The following is a 15,606-nucleotide window of genomic DNA, read 5'->3' on the forward strand; positions in this document are numbered from 1 at the left end:
GTCTCCGATCGAGTCTAGACCTCCCCGCCGCGGGGCTTATGATCTCCTCATGGATATCGACGTGGCGCAGTGGGCGGTGCTCCTTGTGGGAGCGGCGGGGGCAGGCTGGATCGACGCGGTCATCGGCGGGGGAGGCCTCGTGCTAATTCCGCTATTGCTGGCCGTGGTTCCGGGGCTCGCGCCGGCAACGGCGCTGGCCACCAACAAGCTCGCGGCGGTATCCGGCACGGCATCGGCGGCCGTGACCTTGGCGCGCAAGGTGCGCCCGCCCGCAGGGGAGCTCGTTCGCTACGCCCTCATCGCCCTCGTGTGCGCCGGGCTGGGCGCGAGTGTGGCGGCGAATCTTAATAGTGACATTATGCGCCCGCTCATCATCGTGCTCTTAGTGGTGGTGGGCGTCTTCGTGACCTTTAAGCCGAGCTTTGGCACCACCGAGTCTCCCGGCATCCGCGGCGGATGGCGCACCTGGGCGGGGCTTGTGGCGGTGGCGGCCATCTCCTTTTATGACGGCATTTTTGGCCCGGGTACCGGCATGTTCCTGATTATGGCCTTTACCTTCATCTTCTCCCAGAACTTCTTAAAATCCGCGGCGATGGCCAAGGTGGTCAATACCGCCACGAACCTCGGTGCGCTGGTGACCTTCATCCTTGGCGGCCACGTGTGGTGGACCCTTGGTATCGCGTTGGCCGCCGCCAATATCCTCGGCGCCCAGGTGGGCGCGCGGACGGTGCTCAGCGGCGGGACGAAGTTTATCCGCTATGCCCTGCTTACCTTGGTAGTGGTCATGAGCTGCTATTTATCCTGGCAGCAGTGGGGTTAGGCTACATCCGGTTCTTGGTCCGCGCGGTGGCGATGGCATTCCACGGATCCTCGGGCCACGGGTGCTTGGGGTAGCGTCCGCGCATATCGGCGCGCACCCCGGCGTAGGGGCCGGACCAGAAGCTAGCAAGATCATCGGTGACCGCCAGCGGGCGGCCGGCGGGGGAGAGCAAGTGGAATTGCACGCGGTTGCCGCAGTACTCCGGGGATTCGGCCAGGCCGAAGCATTCTTGCAACTTGATGTGGACCACGGGGCGCTCGCCCGACCAATCGATCTTGGCATCGCGGCCGGAGGGCACGGGCAGGCGCTGAGGTGCGAGCTCGTCCAGGCGGGTGGCTTCGGGCCAGGGGAGCAGGCGCTGCAGGGCGGGGTACATGTCTATTTTGGCGGTGGGGGTTCCCGCGGCAATCTGGTGCAGCTCGGGCCCAAGCCACTCGGCGGGATCGGCGGCATCGACTTCCGGCCAGGGGTCGCCGTAGTGCGCGTGCAGGTGGCGGAGCCTATCTTTTAAGCTCTGGGCCTTCTCGCTGAAGGTAAATAGGCCGAGGCCTTCTTCGCGGATGCCGGCGGCAAGGGCCTGCGCGGCGGCATCGCCGGTGACCTTGACCGGGGTTTCGGACAGCACAATCGCCCCGGCCGCCCGGACTTTGACCCCGCGCACGCGGCCCCCACGCAGGAAGGCGCGGGTTTCTTCTGTGACGCCGATGGCATCCAGCGCGGCAGACTCTTCGATGCGCGCGGCGGTGCGGATGATGGGGTTTCCGGCATTGGAGAGGGTGACCTCCGCGATGGCGAGCCACGGCGAGCCGTCCAGCCCGGAGTTATCCAGTAGCCGGGCGCGGGTGCCGCTGGCCAGCAGGTAGTCTTCACCCACGCGCTTGGCCACCTGCTCGGGATAGGCGGTGGCGACGACCTCGCCGGGGTCTGCGGGGCCGAGATCCTCCACCAGGCGGGACAGGCGCCTGATTTCCTTCTGCGGTGCGGGGCGGCGGGTGAGATCGGTGGTGTTGGTGGGGGCATCGGCAAGCGCGGCGATGGTGGGCGCCGCCTGGCTGCCGTGCCGGATAAGGGCCGCGCCTTGGCGGGGATCGGTGGGCAGCAGGGCGAGTTCCTGCGTCGCGCCAATGCGCTCGAGGGTGGCGCGCGCGGCCGCAAGGGCTTGGGCGGGCGGCGAATCGAGCAGCGGGAAATCCGGGCCCGCGCCCCAGCAGTCTAAAAACAGCGCAGCCTGGGTGAGGTCCGCGGACAGGATCTCCGGCGTGGTGTGCGGGGAAAAGTGCTGGTAATCGTCCTGGGAATAGCAGCGAATGACCGTACCCGGCGCCTCACGCCCGGCACGGCCCGCGCGCTGGTCCGCGCTCGACCTCGATGTGGAGACCGTCACCAGGCCAGACATGCCGCGCTGCGCATCGCGCCGGGGAACGCGGGCCAGGCCCGCATCCACCACCACGCGCACACCAGGTACTGTCAGCGAGGACTCAGCAATGGACGTGGCCACCACAATGCGCTGCTCAGCGCTATACAGCGCGGCATCTTGTTCCGCGGTAGTCTGCTTGCCGTGCAGCGGCAGCGCGTTGCATCCCTGCGCGCGAAGCTCCTCACACACCAGGTTGACCTCGCGCACGCCGGGCACAAAGACCAGGGTGGACTCGTGCTGGCGGGCTGCCTGCTTGGCGATGCCCCCGTAAAACTCCCGCGACCCCGCCGCGCGCCCCGGCTGTGGCGCGTACTGGATATCCAGGGGATGGGTCACCGCCTCGGTGGTGTGGACGGGCGCGCCCATGAGCTGGGAAAAGCGCTGCGCGTCTACCGTGGCGGACATGGCGATGACGCGGAAGTCTTCGCGCAACTCGGTCAGTTCCAGGCACATGCCGAGCACCAGATCCGTATCCAGCTGGCGCTCGTGGACCTCATCGATGGCCACGGCGGCCACGCCCTCGAGCTCCGGATCTTTGAGTAGGCGGCGCAGCAGTACGCCTGGGGTGACGAATTCGACCTCGCTGCCCGTGCGGGATTCGCCGCGGATGGCGAAGCCGACCTTCTCCGGGGTGCCGCTGAGGGTGCTCAATCGCTGGGCGGCCGCGCGCACGGCGACGCGGCGCGGGGCGGTGACGATGACCTTGCCGCGCCCTGCGGAATGATTGGCTAGCGCCGGTGGCACGAGCGTGGTTTTACCCGTGCCGGGCGGTGCCTGAATGACGACGTTTCCGGTGTGGGGAAGCGAATCGATGGTCTCGGCTACGGGCAGCCCCGCGCCAATGCTGGCGAGATCGAACATTTACTGCGCGGCCCCGAAACCTTCCACGGGGCCGTCCAAATCCTTGCGCTCCCACGAATCCTCATCGCCGTCCAGGGTGCGCACCACGCGGCCGGGCGTGCCCAGGACCAGCGAATTATCCGGAATATCCTTGGTCACCAGCGTGCCGGCACCAATAACGCAGTTTTCACCAATGGTAACCCCCGGCATGACGGTGGCATTGGCCCCAAACCACGTATTGCGCCCCACGGTGATGGGGTGGGCGATTTCCCACCCGCCCTCGCGCATCGCGTGATCATTGACGGGGTGGCCCACCGTAATGAACGAGCAATTGGGCCCAATCAACACGCGGTCACCGAATGTGACCTTGGCTTGGGCCAAAATGCTGCTGCCAAAGTTGATGAAGACGCCTTCCCCACAGACGATATTGCAGCCGTATTCCATATTCAGCGGCGCGTGCGCCCCCGGCACGTGTGATTCCTCCGGCAGGATCTCCCGCAAGATTGCCTGCGCCTGCTCCTTATCGGTGTTGTGCAGATCGTTGAACTGCCCAATCAGCCCAAAGGTGCGCTGGTGCTCCTTGTCGATGTCCCCCATGCCCGGCAGGTGCCACTGCCCACCGGTCATTCGCTCCCAAGTGCCGTAGCGTTGCAGGTCGTGCAGCTTTTGTTCATCCATGTGAGCCATTGTAGAGGCCTCCACGGCGGTGGCGATTAGAGTGGAGGAATGCTTTTTGATTCACTGCCGCGGCCGAATGCGTACGTCGCGCCGGGCGTGGGGCACGTGCCGGGGTGGGTGGGCATCGGCAAGCAAAAGGCCCTTGTAGAAGAGACGCGGGAGATTGCTCGCGCGTATGCGCATACGCCGATGGCGATGGTGCAGCCGCGGCTGAAATCGGGCGGGCAGATGAGCGTATTTCAGCTGCATCTTGGCAGGTATTGGCATTATCCCAGCTACCGGTACGTGGACAATATGGAAGGCACGCGGGTGCCGCCGGTACCGGATAGCCTGCGGGAATTGGCCCCGGCGGCGCTGCGGCAGGCGGCCCAGGTTGCCCCGGAGCTTGAACCATGGGTGGATAACTTCGTGCCGGAGATGGCGCTGGTGAATTATTATCCGCCCGGCTCGGCGATGGGGATGCACGTGGATGACTCCGAGGAATCGCCCGCGCCCGTGATTTCGCTTTCGATTGGGGATGAGGCCCTTTTTCGCATAGGCCATACCGAAAATCGCACTAAGCCCTGGGACGATGTGACTTTGTGCTCGGGTGATTTGGTGGTCTTTGGCGGGCCGAAGCGCTTTGCCTACCACGGGGTCGTGCGGGTAAATGATGGCACGCTGCCGGAGGGATGCGGGCTGCAGGAAGGCAGAATCAATATCACCATCAGACAAGTTTCGGCGAGCGCGGTAGGCTAGGGCGGGTTACATAAAGGTTGAAGGAAAGAGGTTTTTCTTATGTCCCGAATTGGCATCATCATCGGCTCTACCCGCGATAAGGCGGCGGGCCAGGCAGTAGGCGAGTGGGTCAATGACCTCGCCCAAGGCCGCGAGAACGGTGTGGAGTACCAGCTGTTGGAGCTCAAGAAGTTCAATATCCCCATCCTCACCAGCGAGGTTGTTCCGGGTGCGGCGAATAAGCAGTACGATGACGCCAACGTGCAGGAGTGGTCCAAGGCCGTCGATGCCTGCGATGGCTTTGTCTTCGTGACCCCGGAGTACAACCACTCCGTGCCTGGTCCGTTCAAGAATGCCTACGACTCGCTCGGCGCGGAATGGGCGGGCAAGTCGGTGGCCTTCGTGGGCTATGGCTCCGTCGGTGGCGTGCGCGCGGTCGAGGCATGGCGCAATGTCGTGGCTAACTTCTCCATGCCACAGCTGCGCAACCAGCTGGACTTTAATATCTTCACCGACTGGAACGATGGCGAATTCCGTCCCAGCGATGACTCCTACGAGCGCGCAAACTCCCTGCTTGCTGAGCTCGAGGACGCACTTTAAGTAAAAGGCCCTGCACCGCGCAGCGCGCTGCGTAGCATGGGGTGCATGAGTGAAAAGAAAGTAGCAGTAGTAACCGGCGCCTCTTCTGGCATTGGGGAGGCCACCGCGCGTTCTTTGGCCAAGGACGGCTGGCACGTTGTCGTGGGCGCGCGCCGCACAGACCGCCTGCAGCAGCTTGCCAATGAAATCGGTGGCGAGGCCTATGAGCTGGACGTTACCTCCGATGTTTCTGTTTCCAAGTTCGTCTCCCACCTCGACCGCGTAGATCTTTTGGTCAATAACGCCGGCGGTGCCAAGGGCTTGGAGCCGCTTGTCGATACCTCCATTGAGGACTGGCAGTGGATGTACGAGACCAACGTGCTCGGCACCGTGCGCATGATTCAGGCGCTCATGCCCAAGTTAGAGCGGGTGCCAGATCTTTCCGGGCTAATTATTAACGTCGGTTCCATTGCTGGCTGGACCGTGTACGAAGGCGGTTCCGGCTATAACACCGCTAAGCACGGCGTGCGCGTGATTTCCCGCGCGCTGCGGCTAGAAAATCACGATGTGCGCGTTACCGAGATTGATCCTGGCCGCGTGGCCACGGACTTTTCCTTGGTGCGCTTCAAGGGCGATGAGAAACGCGCGGCCAAGGTGTATGACGGCCAGCTCAACCTCGTGGCAGAAGACATTGCGGAGGCCATCCGCTGGGTCGCCGCCCAACCGGCCCACGTCAACGTGGATACGATGACCATTAAGCCGCGCACGCAAAGCTAAGGCCCCGCGGGCCTCTGCAAAGAGCAGCGGCGGGGCGGGGCCTAGGCTTTATCTTCCTGCTTGAGCCTTATTGCAGGCCAAACTGATCCCATGCGGCAGGGGCCAGGTTCTGGTACACGTGCTTGTGCTCTTGGTATTCGGCAAGGCCGGTGGGGCCCAGCTCGCGGCCGTTGCCAGACTGCTTGTAGCCGCCCCATTCCGCCTGCGGCAGGTACGGGTGGAAATCATTGATCCAAATGGTGCCGTGGCGCAGGGCGCGGGCAACGCGCTCGGCGCGGCCGGCATCGGAGGTGTACACCGCGCCAGCCAGGCCATACTCGGTATCGTTTGCGATCTCGATGGCCTCTTCTTCGGTGGTGAAGGTCTCGATGGTCACGGTCGGGCCGAAGGCCTCATCGTGGACGCAGTCCATCTCGCGGGTAGCGCCATCGATGATCGTGGGCAGGTAGTACACGCCCTGGCCCAGATCCGTGGTGCCGGTGCCGTGCTGGCCGTTGGTGTCCTCGCTGGTGGCGGCGCGGCCTCCGGTGAGGATCTTGGCGCCTTGTTCGCGGGCCTTGTCCACGTAGGCTGCTACCTTCTCGCGGTGGTCGGCCGAAATAAGCGGACCGGTCTCGGCCTTGTCATCGGTGGGTCCACCGATCTTGATCTTCTCGGCGCGCTCGACCAGTGCGGCAACGAACTTATCGTGCAGGGACTCTTCCACCACGATGCGCGAGCCGGCGGAGCAGACCTGGCCGGAGTGGAAGAAGGCGCCGTTGAGCGCATTATCCACGGCGACGTCGAAGTTGGCATCAGCAAAGATAACGTTCGGGTTCTTGCCGCCGAGCTCTAGCGCCGTGCGCTTGACGGTTTCGGCCGCGTTCTTTGCAATCAGCTTGCCGGTAACGAGGCCGCCGGTGAAGGAGACCATGTCCACGTCGGGGTGCTGGGAGAGCGGATTGCCGCAGTTAGCGCCGGCGCCGGTGATGAGGTTGCCCACGCCATCCGGCAGGCCGCATTCCTTTAGCGCCGCCATGAGCAGCATCGCGGTGTGCGGGGTCAGTTCCGCTTGCTTGAGCACGAAGGTATTGCCGGCAGCAAGTGCTGGGCCAACCTTCCAGGACACCTGCAGCAGCGGGTAATTCCAGGGGGTAATCAGGCCGCAGACGCCCACCGGCTCGGCGTCGATGCGCGAGCGCAAATTGGGGTCTTGTGGGTCGACCACGCGGCCGGCTTGGTGCTGGGCCAGGGTGCCGAAGTATTCGAAAGCATTGGCAATATCGTCCATATCGCCCAGGGATTCCTCGTAGCGCTTGCCGGTATCCGCGGATTCGGCTTGGGCGAAAAGCTCCTTGTGCTCACGGATGAAATCCGCCAGGCGGATGACAATCTTGCCGCGCTCGGCGGACGGCGTTGCGGCCCACTCGCCCTTATCGAATGTTTCACGTGCAATCTGGATGGCGCGGAGTGTATCTGCCTCAGAAGCCTCAGAGACGACGCCGACGGTGGAGCCATCGGCAGGGCAGACAATGGTGCGGGTCTCGCCATCCTGGGCGGCCTCCCACTGGCCGTTGATGAAGAGCGATTTCGGGGCATCACCGGAGTGCACGCCCTGGAGCAGTTCGGTGGTCGTGGGATCGAACAAGGTGTTCTGGGTGCTCAAAGTGCAAGCAACCTTTCTCTAATTGCGGCGGTATTGCCCGCCAGTTTAACTATCTTCGCGCCAGGTGCGTTCCGGCTCGGCGCCATCGGAGACATCGGAATCGCCCGGCTGGCTTTGCTGCATGTAGAGGAATGCCAGGTGGCGCTCGTACAGGTCCAGCACGTTATTGATGATCTGGTTTTCGGAGTAGCCGTAGACGTCATAGCCCAGCGAACCGGTCATGTCGTAGACCTCCAGGCGGTAGTACTCGCCGTCGCCCTCGCAGAAGTCCGGTCGCTCCGCGGAAACCGGGAAGAGCTGGTAGCGGAATTGGCGCTCGTTGTGCAGCCGGACCTCGAGATCGAGCTGGGGCAATTCGGCATCGGGAAGCTCACTGGTAAGCAAGATGGCGTCATAGCCGCGGGTGCGCATTTGCGTGGCCACCTGCTCGAGGGCGTAGGCGGCAGTTCCCCGCAGGTAGTCATCCATGTCCTGTTTGGTGGGGAAGGAGTTGGCGCGGTCCAGGCGGTTTTTCCACAGGTTGGAATCGCTCGGCTCGCGCTCGGTGCGGCTGCTGATGGCGCCGTGCAACGCGGTTTTCCGGGCCTCGCGTTGGACGATTTCCAGGCGCAGCGACTTCCAGAGCGAGAACATGATGAGGTAGACCACGAACGCGAAGGGCAGGCCCATGACCACGGTTGCGGACTGCACGGTGGCAATGCCATCGAGCTGCAGCAACGCCAAGGTGAGCGCGCCGACGGTAATGGACCAGAAAATGCGCAGCCACCGGGCGCCATCCTGCCGGTTATCCGTGATGCGGGAGGTGAAGTTGGACATGACCAGCGCACCGGAGTCCGCCGAGGTGATATACAGCAGCAGGCCGATGAAGGTGGTCAGGAAGATGACGATGGCGGAGCCAGGGAATTCCTGGAGCATGTCATAGAAACCCTGCTCCGGAACGTTGATGGCGTTTTCCGCAAATTCCGGATAATCACCGGAGCGCACCATGTCCAGGGCGGTATTGCCAAAGAAGGACATCCACATCAAGATGAACAGGAAGGGGAAGGTCAGCGTGCCCAGGATGAACTGGCGCAGCGTGCGGCCGCGGGAAATGCGGGCCAGGAATAGGCCAACGAAGGTTGCCCAGGCAATCCACCAGGCCCAGAAGAAGAGGGTCCAGGACTGCATCCAGGTATCTACGCTGGCTTGGTCCTCAGCAAAGGCGAAGGTCTCCAGCGTCCAGGAGGGGAACTTGGAGACGTAGTCACCGATATTGGTGACGATGGCGTCGAAGAGGTAGGCGGTCTTGCCAAAGACCACGACGTAAACCATCAGCGCGATGGCCAGGTACACGTTGAGCTCAGAGAGGAAGCGAATGCCCTTATCCACGCCGGATACGGCCGATAGCGTCGCAATGACCACCGCGACAATGATGAGTGCGGATTGCAGCCCCAGCCCCTGCTCGATGCCAAAGATGAGGTGGAAGCCGTAGGACAGCTGCACCACGCCGATGCCCAAGGACGCGGTAACGCCGAAGACGGTGCCCAGCATGGCGGCAATGTCCACGGCCGAACCAATGGGCCCGTGCACGCGCTTGCCGATGAGCGGGTATAGCGCCGAGCGAATAGCCAGCGGCATATTCAGGCGGTAGGCGAAGTAACCAAAAGCCATGCCCATCAGCGCATAGAGCGCCCAGCCGGTAAGCCCGTAGTGGAACATGGCATAGACCACGGCCTCTTTGGCGGCCTCCATGGTTTCGCCATCGCCCACCGGCGGATCCATGTACATCGTGACCGGCTCGGCCACGGCGAAGAACATGAGGTCCACGCCGATGCCGGCGGCAAAGAGCATGGATACCCACGAGAAGGTATTGAATTTGGGCCGGGAGTGGTCCGGTCCCATGCGGATGCTGCCGGTATTGGAAAAGGCGATATAGAGGACAAAGACCACGGCGATGGTGGCGGTCAGGACGTAGAACCAGCCCAGGTTCGTGCCGATCCATCCGGTGACGCTGGCGAGGGTATTCGCCGCGGACTCCTGCCCGAAGCCCGCGTACAGCGCCATGGCGATGATGAGGACACCGGAAATGATAAAGACCGGCCAATTGGGCTTGGGCGCGGCCACCTCATCGGCGCCGACATCATCGCCGGTTTCGGCCTTGTAGCTGCCGACGATGGCGCGTACTTGGTTGCGCGGTTTACGGCCCTTGTCCCCAGCTGAGCGAGTATCCCCAGCGGAGCGAGCGAGAGAGGTGTCGGAGTCCCCTGTGCGGGACTCCTCATGGTCGTGCGGACCAAGGTTAGCCATCTACTTCTCCTAGTCTTGATCGATTAAGTACCGAATCCTTCGCACGAGTGCCCCATAGTCCCCGAAAAAGAGGGGTGAGAGATAGGTTGGTGGCATAAATCATATGCGGGCAATCTATGCGTAAAGACCCCGGATTTCATCTACTTAGATGCATATCCGAACACCGTAAATATACATTAATCTGGGAAAACGTCCACCGGATGTGTATTCTGGGGGCGCTATTGTGCATAAATGAAAGCGAAAAAGCGCAGATTTTTTGCGCAGGATACAATGGATCCGCCCGAAATACGGCGAGAACTACGCGTGAGATGGCTCACAGAAGGAAGGGGATTTATGGGTATTGTGGATAAGTTGACTAAGAAGCGCTCGACAAAGAGGGCGACGGATGAGGTCAGCGATGTGGTCGTCGTCGGCGGTGGCTCTGCCGGCTCCGTCATTGCGGCTCGCCTGACCGAGGACAAAGACACCCGCGTGCTCGTTCTTGAGGCCGGACGCCCGGATTCCCTCTGGGACCTATTCATCCACATGCCTTCTGGTTTCTCTTTCCCCATCGGGGCAAAGAACTATGACTGGATGTATGAATCCGATCCGGAACCGGAGATGAATGGTCGCCGCATCTACCACGCCCGCGGCAAGGTACTCGGCGGTTCTTCTTCTATTAACGGCATGATCTATCAGCGCGGCAACCCCATGGACTACGAAAAGTGGGGCCAGAACCCGGGCATGGATAACTGGGATTTTGCCCACTGCTTGCCGTATTTCAACCGCATGGAAACCACCGCTGCCGCAGAAGACGATGATCCGCGCCGCGGCCACGATGGCCCGCTCTACCTGTCCCGCGGCCCGGCTACCTCGCAGCTTTTCCAGGCGCTATTTAAGTCGGTACAAGAAGCGGGCTATAACCTGACCAATGACGTCAACGGTTACCGTCAGGAAGGCTTTGCCCCCTTCGATCGCAATATCAAGCACGGCAAGCGTTGGTCTGCTGCCCGCGCCTACCTGTACCCCAACCAGGACCGCGACAACCTTGAGGTGCGTACCCGCGCATTTACCACCAAGATCCTCTTTGAAGGCACCAAGGCAGTGGGCGTGGAATACGAGTGGCAGGGTGGCACCCACCGCGTTTTCGCAGACAAGATCGTCTTGTCCGCCGGTGCCATCAATACCCCGCAGCTGCTAGAGGTCTCTGGCGTGGGCGACCGCGAGATCTTGGAAAAGCACGGCATCGATGTGGTCAAGCACCTGCCAGGCGTGGGTGAGAACCTGCAGGACCACCTCGAGGTCTACATCCAGTACGAGACCACCAAGTCCACCGCTTCCTCCCAGCCTTACCTGGATAAGTGGCGTTGGCCGTTTATGGGCCTGCAGTGGTTGCTGACGAAGAAGGGCCCGGTGGCTACCTCGCACTTTGAGGGCGGCGGTTTCGTGCGCTCCAACGAGGATGAGGCCTACCCGAACTTGATGTTCCACTTCCTGCCCATGGCGGTGCGCTATGACGGCCAAAAGGCCGACGTTAAGCACGGCTTCCAGTGGCACGTTGGCCCGATGTTCTCCGATACCAAGGGCCACGTGCACATCAAGAGCTCCGATATCCGGCAAAAGCCCTCCATCCTCTTTAATTACCTGCGCACTGAGCAGGACCGCCGCGAATGGGTAGAAGCCGTCCGCGTCGCCCGTTCCCTGCTGGATACCAAGGCGATGGAGGAAGTTGGCGCCCGCGAGTTCAGCCCGGGCCCAGAGGTCCAAAGCGATGAGGAAATCTTGGAGTGGGTCCGCAATGACGGCGAGACCGCACTGCACCCATCCTGCACCGCCAAGATGGGCGATGAGTCCGATCCCATGGCCGTGGTGAACCCAGAGACCATGGGCGTATGGGGTATCGATGGCCTGTATATTGCCGATGCTTCCGTATTCCCCTCGGTTCCCAACGGCAATATCTACTCCCCGACTATGATGGTGGGCGAGAAGGCTGCGGACCTTATTGCCGGCCGCACGCCGCTCGAGCCGAACCACGCCGAGTGGTACAAGGCTAAGCAGGATATGCCGCTCTACGCTGAGGGCGAAGCAGTCCGCGATCACAAGCACTCCATCCAGGGCGCTGACCACTAAGCACCCTCCCGCGGGATTGCTCTAGCGCCGCGTTTCCCATTGTGGGGCGCGGCGCTTTTGCTTGCCGACGTCCCCCTTTCCCCACCGCGCACCCCTCCGCCTGGCCAGAACCATGATTTAATCGCCGGGCAAGGAATCGGCCCCAATGGAATGAAGCTGGAATGAAGCGCCAGAGTAAAGGAGGTCAGTGATGCTCAGCATTATCGCTGTAGTCATTAGTATCGTTTTCGCCGTTGCCGTTATTAAGAAGCTCGATGACATCGATACGCACCTGAAGGAGCTGCTCGCCGCGCGCGAAGATGGCGAAACACCGCGTTAATCGTGCGGGTGGCTAAGGAGATGGTGAACGAATTTCGAATTAACCAACTGCAAAAGGCCCATACCGACCGTGAAATGGAATTTTCCTGCGATGTAGCTTGAAGGCTATGGCTTCGTAGACCTAAGTGGTTTCCAAGCAGCAGTTCCAGTACTTCGTACGTGGGGTAGCCAACACCGCCGACTTCAAGGAAGTATCATTCCCGGATACCAGCGAAAAGAGTTAGTCATTTGGCTATTAGAAAGCTTCGCTACGTGTGGTTCGACCCGTACGCAATGTCCGTGAGTGTCTAGCCCTTGAGGGAGAACCTGGTGTCAGTGTCGCTGGCCGCACCTACGCCGCCGTCATGCCCGCCGACACCCTGTTCATCACCATCCCCACAGGGGTGGGTGTGGACATCCACGTGAAGATTCTGGAGAACTTCGCCGCCCACGCCCCCCGCGTTGGGTTAGCAGCCGAACCGCGAAGGACCAGTCATCGGCTATCCCATCGACTAATTCTTGCAGGTGGCGGGACTTTCGCGTGACTGTTAGTTCACCCCATTTTAAATAGTTCACCGAACACTGTATAGTTCAGCATATGCTGACTATTGCTTCGCGCCTCGACGTCATGAACCGGCTCGGCCGGGCCATGGCTGATCCGACGCGCTCCCGAATCCTGATAACCCTACTAGACGGTCCGAGCTACCCGGCTGTGCTCTCGCAAAGTTTGGATCTGACCCGCTCGAACGTTTCGAACCACCTGTCTTGCCTGCGCGATTGTGGCATTGTCGTCGCTGAGCCGGAGGGCCGTAAAACCCGCTACGAAATCGCCGATCCGCACCTCGCGGCAGCGCTCGAAGCGCTGGTCCACGCGACGCTGGCCGTCGACGAGAATGCCCCCTGTATCGACACTGAGTGCTCGGTGCCCGACTGCGGCGAGAAAGGAAAGAACGCATGAGTTCAGCATGTGGATGCGAACACGAACCCGCCACGGAGATCGACGAGCTCGATCGGCCATGGTGGAAGGACCCTGAGCTACTGCTGCCGATCTTCTCCGGCGTAGCCCTCATAACAGGACTGGCGCTGGACTGGTCCGACTTGGAGACGCCCGCGACGGTACTGTATTGGGTTGGGCTGCTGTTGGGCGCTTACACGTTCGCGCCTGGAGCGATCCGGAACCTTGTCATGAAGCGCAAGCTCGGCATTGGCTTGCTAATGACGATCAGCGCGGTCGGTGCGGTGATCCTCGGATTCGTCGGAGAGGCCGCGGCGCTAGCGTTCCTGTACTCGATCGCCGAGGCACTGGAAGACAAGGCGATGGACCGGGCCCAAGGCGGACTGCGGGCGCTGTTGAAGCTGGTACCGCAGACCGCGACGGTGCTGCGCGACGGCACAGCGGCCGAGGTCGTAGCGAAGGACCTCGAGGTTGGCGAGCTAATGCTCGTGCGCCCCGGGGAGCGGATCGCCACGGACGGCATCATTCGGTCCGGGCGCTCCAGCCTTGACACCTCAGCGATCACCGGAGAATCCATTCCGGAGGAGGTTGCGCCCGGCGACGAAGTGCCTGCGGGAGCGATCAACTCCGCCGGGGTGCTGGAGGTCGAGACGACCGCAGCTGGAACGGACAACTCGCTGACCACACTCGTGGACCTAGTCGAGCAAGCGCAGGCGGAAAAGGGCGACCGCGCCCGGATCGCCGACCGGATTGCCCAACCCCTAGTGCCCGGGGTGATGATCCTGGCGGTGCTGGTCGGCGTTATCGGCTCGCTGCTGGGCGACCCTGAGACGTGGATCACCCGTGCGCTGGTAGTCCTGGTCGCAGCGTCGCCGTGCGCGCTGGCAATCTCCGTGCCGCTGACGGTCGTGGCCGCGATCGGCGCGGCCAGCCAGTTCGGAGTGGTCATCAAGTCCGGCGCGGCGTTCGAGCGGCTCGGCGGCATCCGTCACCTGGCAGTGGACAAAACCGGAACCCTTACCCGCAACCAGCCTGAGGTTACCGGAGTGGTCCCGGCAGACGGATTCGATCGGCCGCAGGTGCTTTCCTTCGCGGCAGCAGTTGAGCAGCAATCGACACACCCCCTCGCCGCAGCGATCGCGGCAGCGGGGCCCGAAGCGCCCACCGCCTCGGACATCAGCGAGGAAGCTGGGCATGGCATCGGCGGCACCGTCGAAGGCCGACGGGTGCTGGTGGGCAGCCCCCGATGGATCGACGCCGGGCCACTGAAAGCAGACGTTGAGCGCATGGAGTCCGAGGGCCAGACCTGCGTCCTGGTCACCGTCGATGACGCTCTCGCCGGGGCGATCGGGGTCCGTGATGAGTTGCGGCCCGAGGTGCCCGAAGCCGTGCAGGCCCTGCACGCCAACGATGTGGAAGTAAGCATGCTCACCGGCGACAACACTCGCACCGCCCGGGCGCTGGCTGGAATCGCCGGAATCGACGACGTGCGCGCCGAGCTGCGCCCTGAGGACAAGGCAAGCATCGTCGCTGAATTCTCCTCCAAGACGCCGACGGCGATGATCGGCGACGGCATCAATGACGCGCCGGCACTGGCGGGTGCGACGGTGGGCATAGCGATGGGAGCGACCGGCTCTGACGCCGCGATCGAGTCTGCTGACGTCGCCTTCACCGGCCACGATCTCCGGCTAATCCCGAAGGCGCTGCAGCACGCCCGCCGAGGAAGCCGGATCATCAACCAGAACATCGTGCTGTCTCTGGCCATCATCATCGTGTTGATGCCACTGGCGATCAGCGGCGTGCTGGGTCTGGCCGCCGTCGTGTTGGTTCACGAGGTCGCCGAAGTGATCGTGATCTTGAACGGCCTGCGGGCTGCGCAAGCGAAGCGCTGAGGCTGTGACCGGCAAGTCTCATAGGGGTTAAACCACACGCCGAGCGGACACACCTTGGGCCAGGCACGTCATTCGAGTTCACGGTCCGTCTCCGTGGAATTGGGATCGTACCCGGTGGCCTGTCCGTTCTCGGTGCGTGTGGGCACGGGGGCTGTGGGCGAGCCACCACCCGGCACGTGCCCCAGCCGGTCAAGGGCCCCGAGCGCTTGGCGTCTCCAGTGCAGATCGTGGAAGGATCGAACTTGCTCAGGGACCAAGCGTCACTGCGAGACTCTTTTCGTCCCGCAACTTGAATAGTTCAGCGGCCTTGATACCACGGACATCCATTCGGAGTGCTGCCGAGTCTCATCGACACAGCCCGCGACTACCTGGGCAGTGTGTTTGACAAAGGACCCCACCCTCATCAGCGTTGCCGAGCCCTCGCCGTTCCAGTTGCCGTAACTGACTAGATGCAGATTCTTCACCGCGGTTTCGCGGCCGCGCATGAGGTGGCGGAATAGACCGAGAGCCGAACGAAAACCAGCGCACCAGATCAGATGGTCGTGCTCACTCAAGCTATCGAAGATGGGGGATGTCCCCGAGGTTCGGGCCGGA

The 15,606-nt window shown here is 62.4% G+C and carries 12 protein-coding genes; 8 read left to right on the top strand and 4 right to left on the bottom strand.

The window, feature by feature from the left end:
* The first annotated feature begins 49 nt into the window (after positions 1-49).
* Positions 50-820, top strand: a complete 771-nt coding sequence (locus ACP8KU_RS00370; RefSeq protein WP_237799760.1) for a TSUP family transporter — start codon at positions 50-52, stop codon at positions 818-820.
* 1 nt (position 821) lies between these two features.
* Here the strand turns inward: ACP8KU_RS00370 and ACP8KU_RS00375 are convergent, their stop codons facing one another.
* Together ACP8KU_RS00375 and ACP8KU_RS00380 are read right to left on the bottom strand one after the other, a co-directional pair.
* The gene (locus ACP8KU_RS00375; RefSeq protein WP_484483807.1) at positions 822-3,098 is read right to left on the bottom strand and encodes an ATP-dependent RNA helicase; all 2,277 of its coding nucleotides are present in this window, start codon (positions 3,096-3,098) and stop codon (positions 822-824) included.
* A complete protein-coding gene (locus ACP8KU_RS00380) occupies positions 3,099-3,764 on the bottom strand; it encodes a sugar O-acetyltransferase (protein ID WP_023016471.1) in 666 nt (221 codons plus the stop codon).
* 39 nt (positions 3,765-3,803) lie between these two features.
* Between ACP8KU_RS00380 and ACP8KU_RS00385 the strand changes: the two genes are divergently transcribed.
* The 3 genes from ACP8KU_RS00385 to ACP8KU_RS00395 are packed head-to-tail and all read left to right on the top strand — an operon-like array spanning position 3,804 to position 5,828.
* Positions 3,804-4,493: an alpha-ketoglutarate-dependent dioxygenase AlkB family protein gene (locus tag ACP8KU_RS00385; RefSeq protein ID WP_023028079.1), complete on the top strand. Its 690-nt coding sequence runs from the start codon at positions 3,804-3,806 to the stop codon at positions 4,491-4,493.
* 39 nt (positions 4,494-4,532) lie between these two features.
* Positions 4,533-5,072 (top strand): NADPH-dependent FMN reductase, encoded by a 540-nt coding sequence (locus tag ACP8KU_RS00390; RefSeq protein ID WP_237792271.1) that lies wholly within the window; start codon positions 4,533-4,535, stop codon positions 5,070-5,072.
* 36 nt (positions 5,073-5,108) lie between these two features.
* Positions 5,109-5,828 (top strand): SDR family oxidoreductase, encoded by a 720-nt coding sequence (locus ACP8KU_RS00395; RefSeq protein WP_484483808.1) that lies wholly within the window; start codon positions 5,109-5,111, stop codon positions 5,826-5,828.
* Between the two features lie 67 nt (positions 5,829-5,895).
* Here ACP8KU_RS00395 and ACP8KU_RS00400 read toward each other — a convergent pair whose 3' ends face one another.
* Positions 5,896-7,473, bottom strand: a complete 1,578-nt coding sequence (locus tag ACP8KU_RS00400) for an aldehyde dehydrogenase family protein (protein WP_005276211.1) — start codon at positions 7,471-7,473, stop codon at positions 5,896-5,898.
* A 45-nt stretch (positions 7,474-7,518) separates the two neighbouring features.
* On the bottom strand, positions 7,519-9,759 hold the full coding sequence (gene betT / locus ACP8KU_RS00405; protein WP_005276214.1) for a choline BCCT transporter BetT: 2,241 nt from the start codon (positions 9,757-9,759) through the stop codon (positions 7,519-7,521).
* Between the two features lie 333 nt (positions 9,760-10,092).
* Here betT and betA point away from each other — a divergent pair, with 333 nt between their 5' ends.
* From betA to ACP8KU_RS00425, 4 genes are all read left to right on the top strand, one after another.
* A complete protein-coding gene (betA, locus tag ACP8KU_RS00410; RefSeq protein WP_023029895.1) occupies positions 10,093-11,868 on the top strand; it encodes a choline dehydrogenase in 1,776 nt (591 codons plus the stop codon).
* A 190-nt stretch (positions 11,869-12,058) separates the two neighbouring features.
* Positions 12,059-12,187 (top strand): hypothetical protein, encoded by a 129-nt coding sequence (locus ACP8KU_RS00415; RefSeq protein WP_005280591.1) that lies wholly within the window; start codon positions 12,059-12,061, stop codon positions 12,185-12,187.
* Between the two features lie 576 nt (positions 12,188-12,763).
* A complete protein-coding gene (gene cmtR, locus ACP8KU_RS00420; RefSeq protein ID WP_023028086.1) occupies positions 12,764-13,123 on the top strand; it encodes a Cd(II)/Pb(II)-sensing metalloregulatory transcriptional regulator CmtR in 360 nt (119 codons plus the stop codon).
* Positions 13,120-15,012: a heavy metal translocating P-type ATPase gene (locus tag ACP8KU_RS00425; RefSeq protein ID WP_284643530.1), complete on the top strand. Its 1,893-nt coding sequence runs from the start codon at positions 13,120-13,122 to the stop codon at positions 15,010-15,012. The genes cmtR and ACP8KU_RS00425 overlap by 4 nt, the downstream gene beginning before the upstream one ends.
* Positions 15,013-15,606: the final 594 nt, after the last annotated feature.

The sequence above is a fragment of the Corynebacterium sp. LaCa_282 genome (assembly GCF_057198125.1).

Bases quoted from the DNA above. Each gene is read 5' to 3' on its own strand.
- ACP8KU_RS00370 (WP_237799760.1), top strand. From the start codon at position 50: ATGGATATCGACGTGGCGCAGTGGGCGGTGCTCCTTGTGGGAGCGGCG.
- ACP8KU_RS00375 (WP_484483807.1), bottom strand. From the start codon at position 3,098: ATGTTCGATCTCGCCAGCATTGGCGCGGGGCTGCCCGTAGCCGAGACC.
- ACP8KU_RS00380 (WP_023016471.1), bottom strand. From the start codon at position 3,764: ATGGCTCACATGGATGAACAAAAGCTGCACGACCTGCAACGCTACGGC.
- ACP8KU_RS00385 (WP_023028079.1), top strand. From the start codon at position 3,804: ATGCTTTTTGATTCACTGCCGCGGCCGAATGCGTACGTCGCGCCGGGC.
- ACP8KU_RS00390 (WP_237792271.1), top strand. From the start codon at position 4,533: ATGTCCCGAATTGGCATCATCATCGGCTCTACCCGCGATAAGGCGGCG.
- ACP8KU_RS00395 (WP_484483808.1), top strand. From the start codon at position 5,109: ATGGGGTGCATGAGTGAAAAGAAAGTAGCAGTAGTAACCGGCGCCTCT.
- betT (WP_005276214.1), bottom strand. From the start codon at position 9,759: ATGGCTAACCTTGGTCCGCACGACCATGAGGAGTCCCGCACAGGGGAC.
- betA (WP_023029895.1), top strand. From the start codon at position 10,093: ATGGGTATTGTGGATAAGTTGACTAAGAAGCGCTCGACAAAGAGGGCG.
- ACP8KU_RS00415 (WP_005280591.1), top strand. From the start codon at position 12,059: ATGCTCAGCATTATCGCTGTAGTCATTAGTATCGTTTTCGCCGTTGCC.
- cmtR (WP_023028086.1), top strand. From the start codon at position 12,764: ATGCTGACTATTGCTTCGCGCCTCGACGTCATGAACCGGCTCGGCCGG.
- ACP8KU_RS00425 (WP_284643530.1), top strand. From the start codon at position 13,120: ATGAGTTCAGCATGTGGATGCGAACACGAACCCGCCACGGAGATCGAC.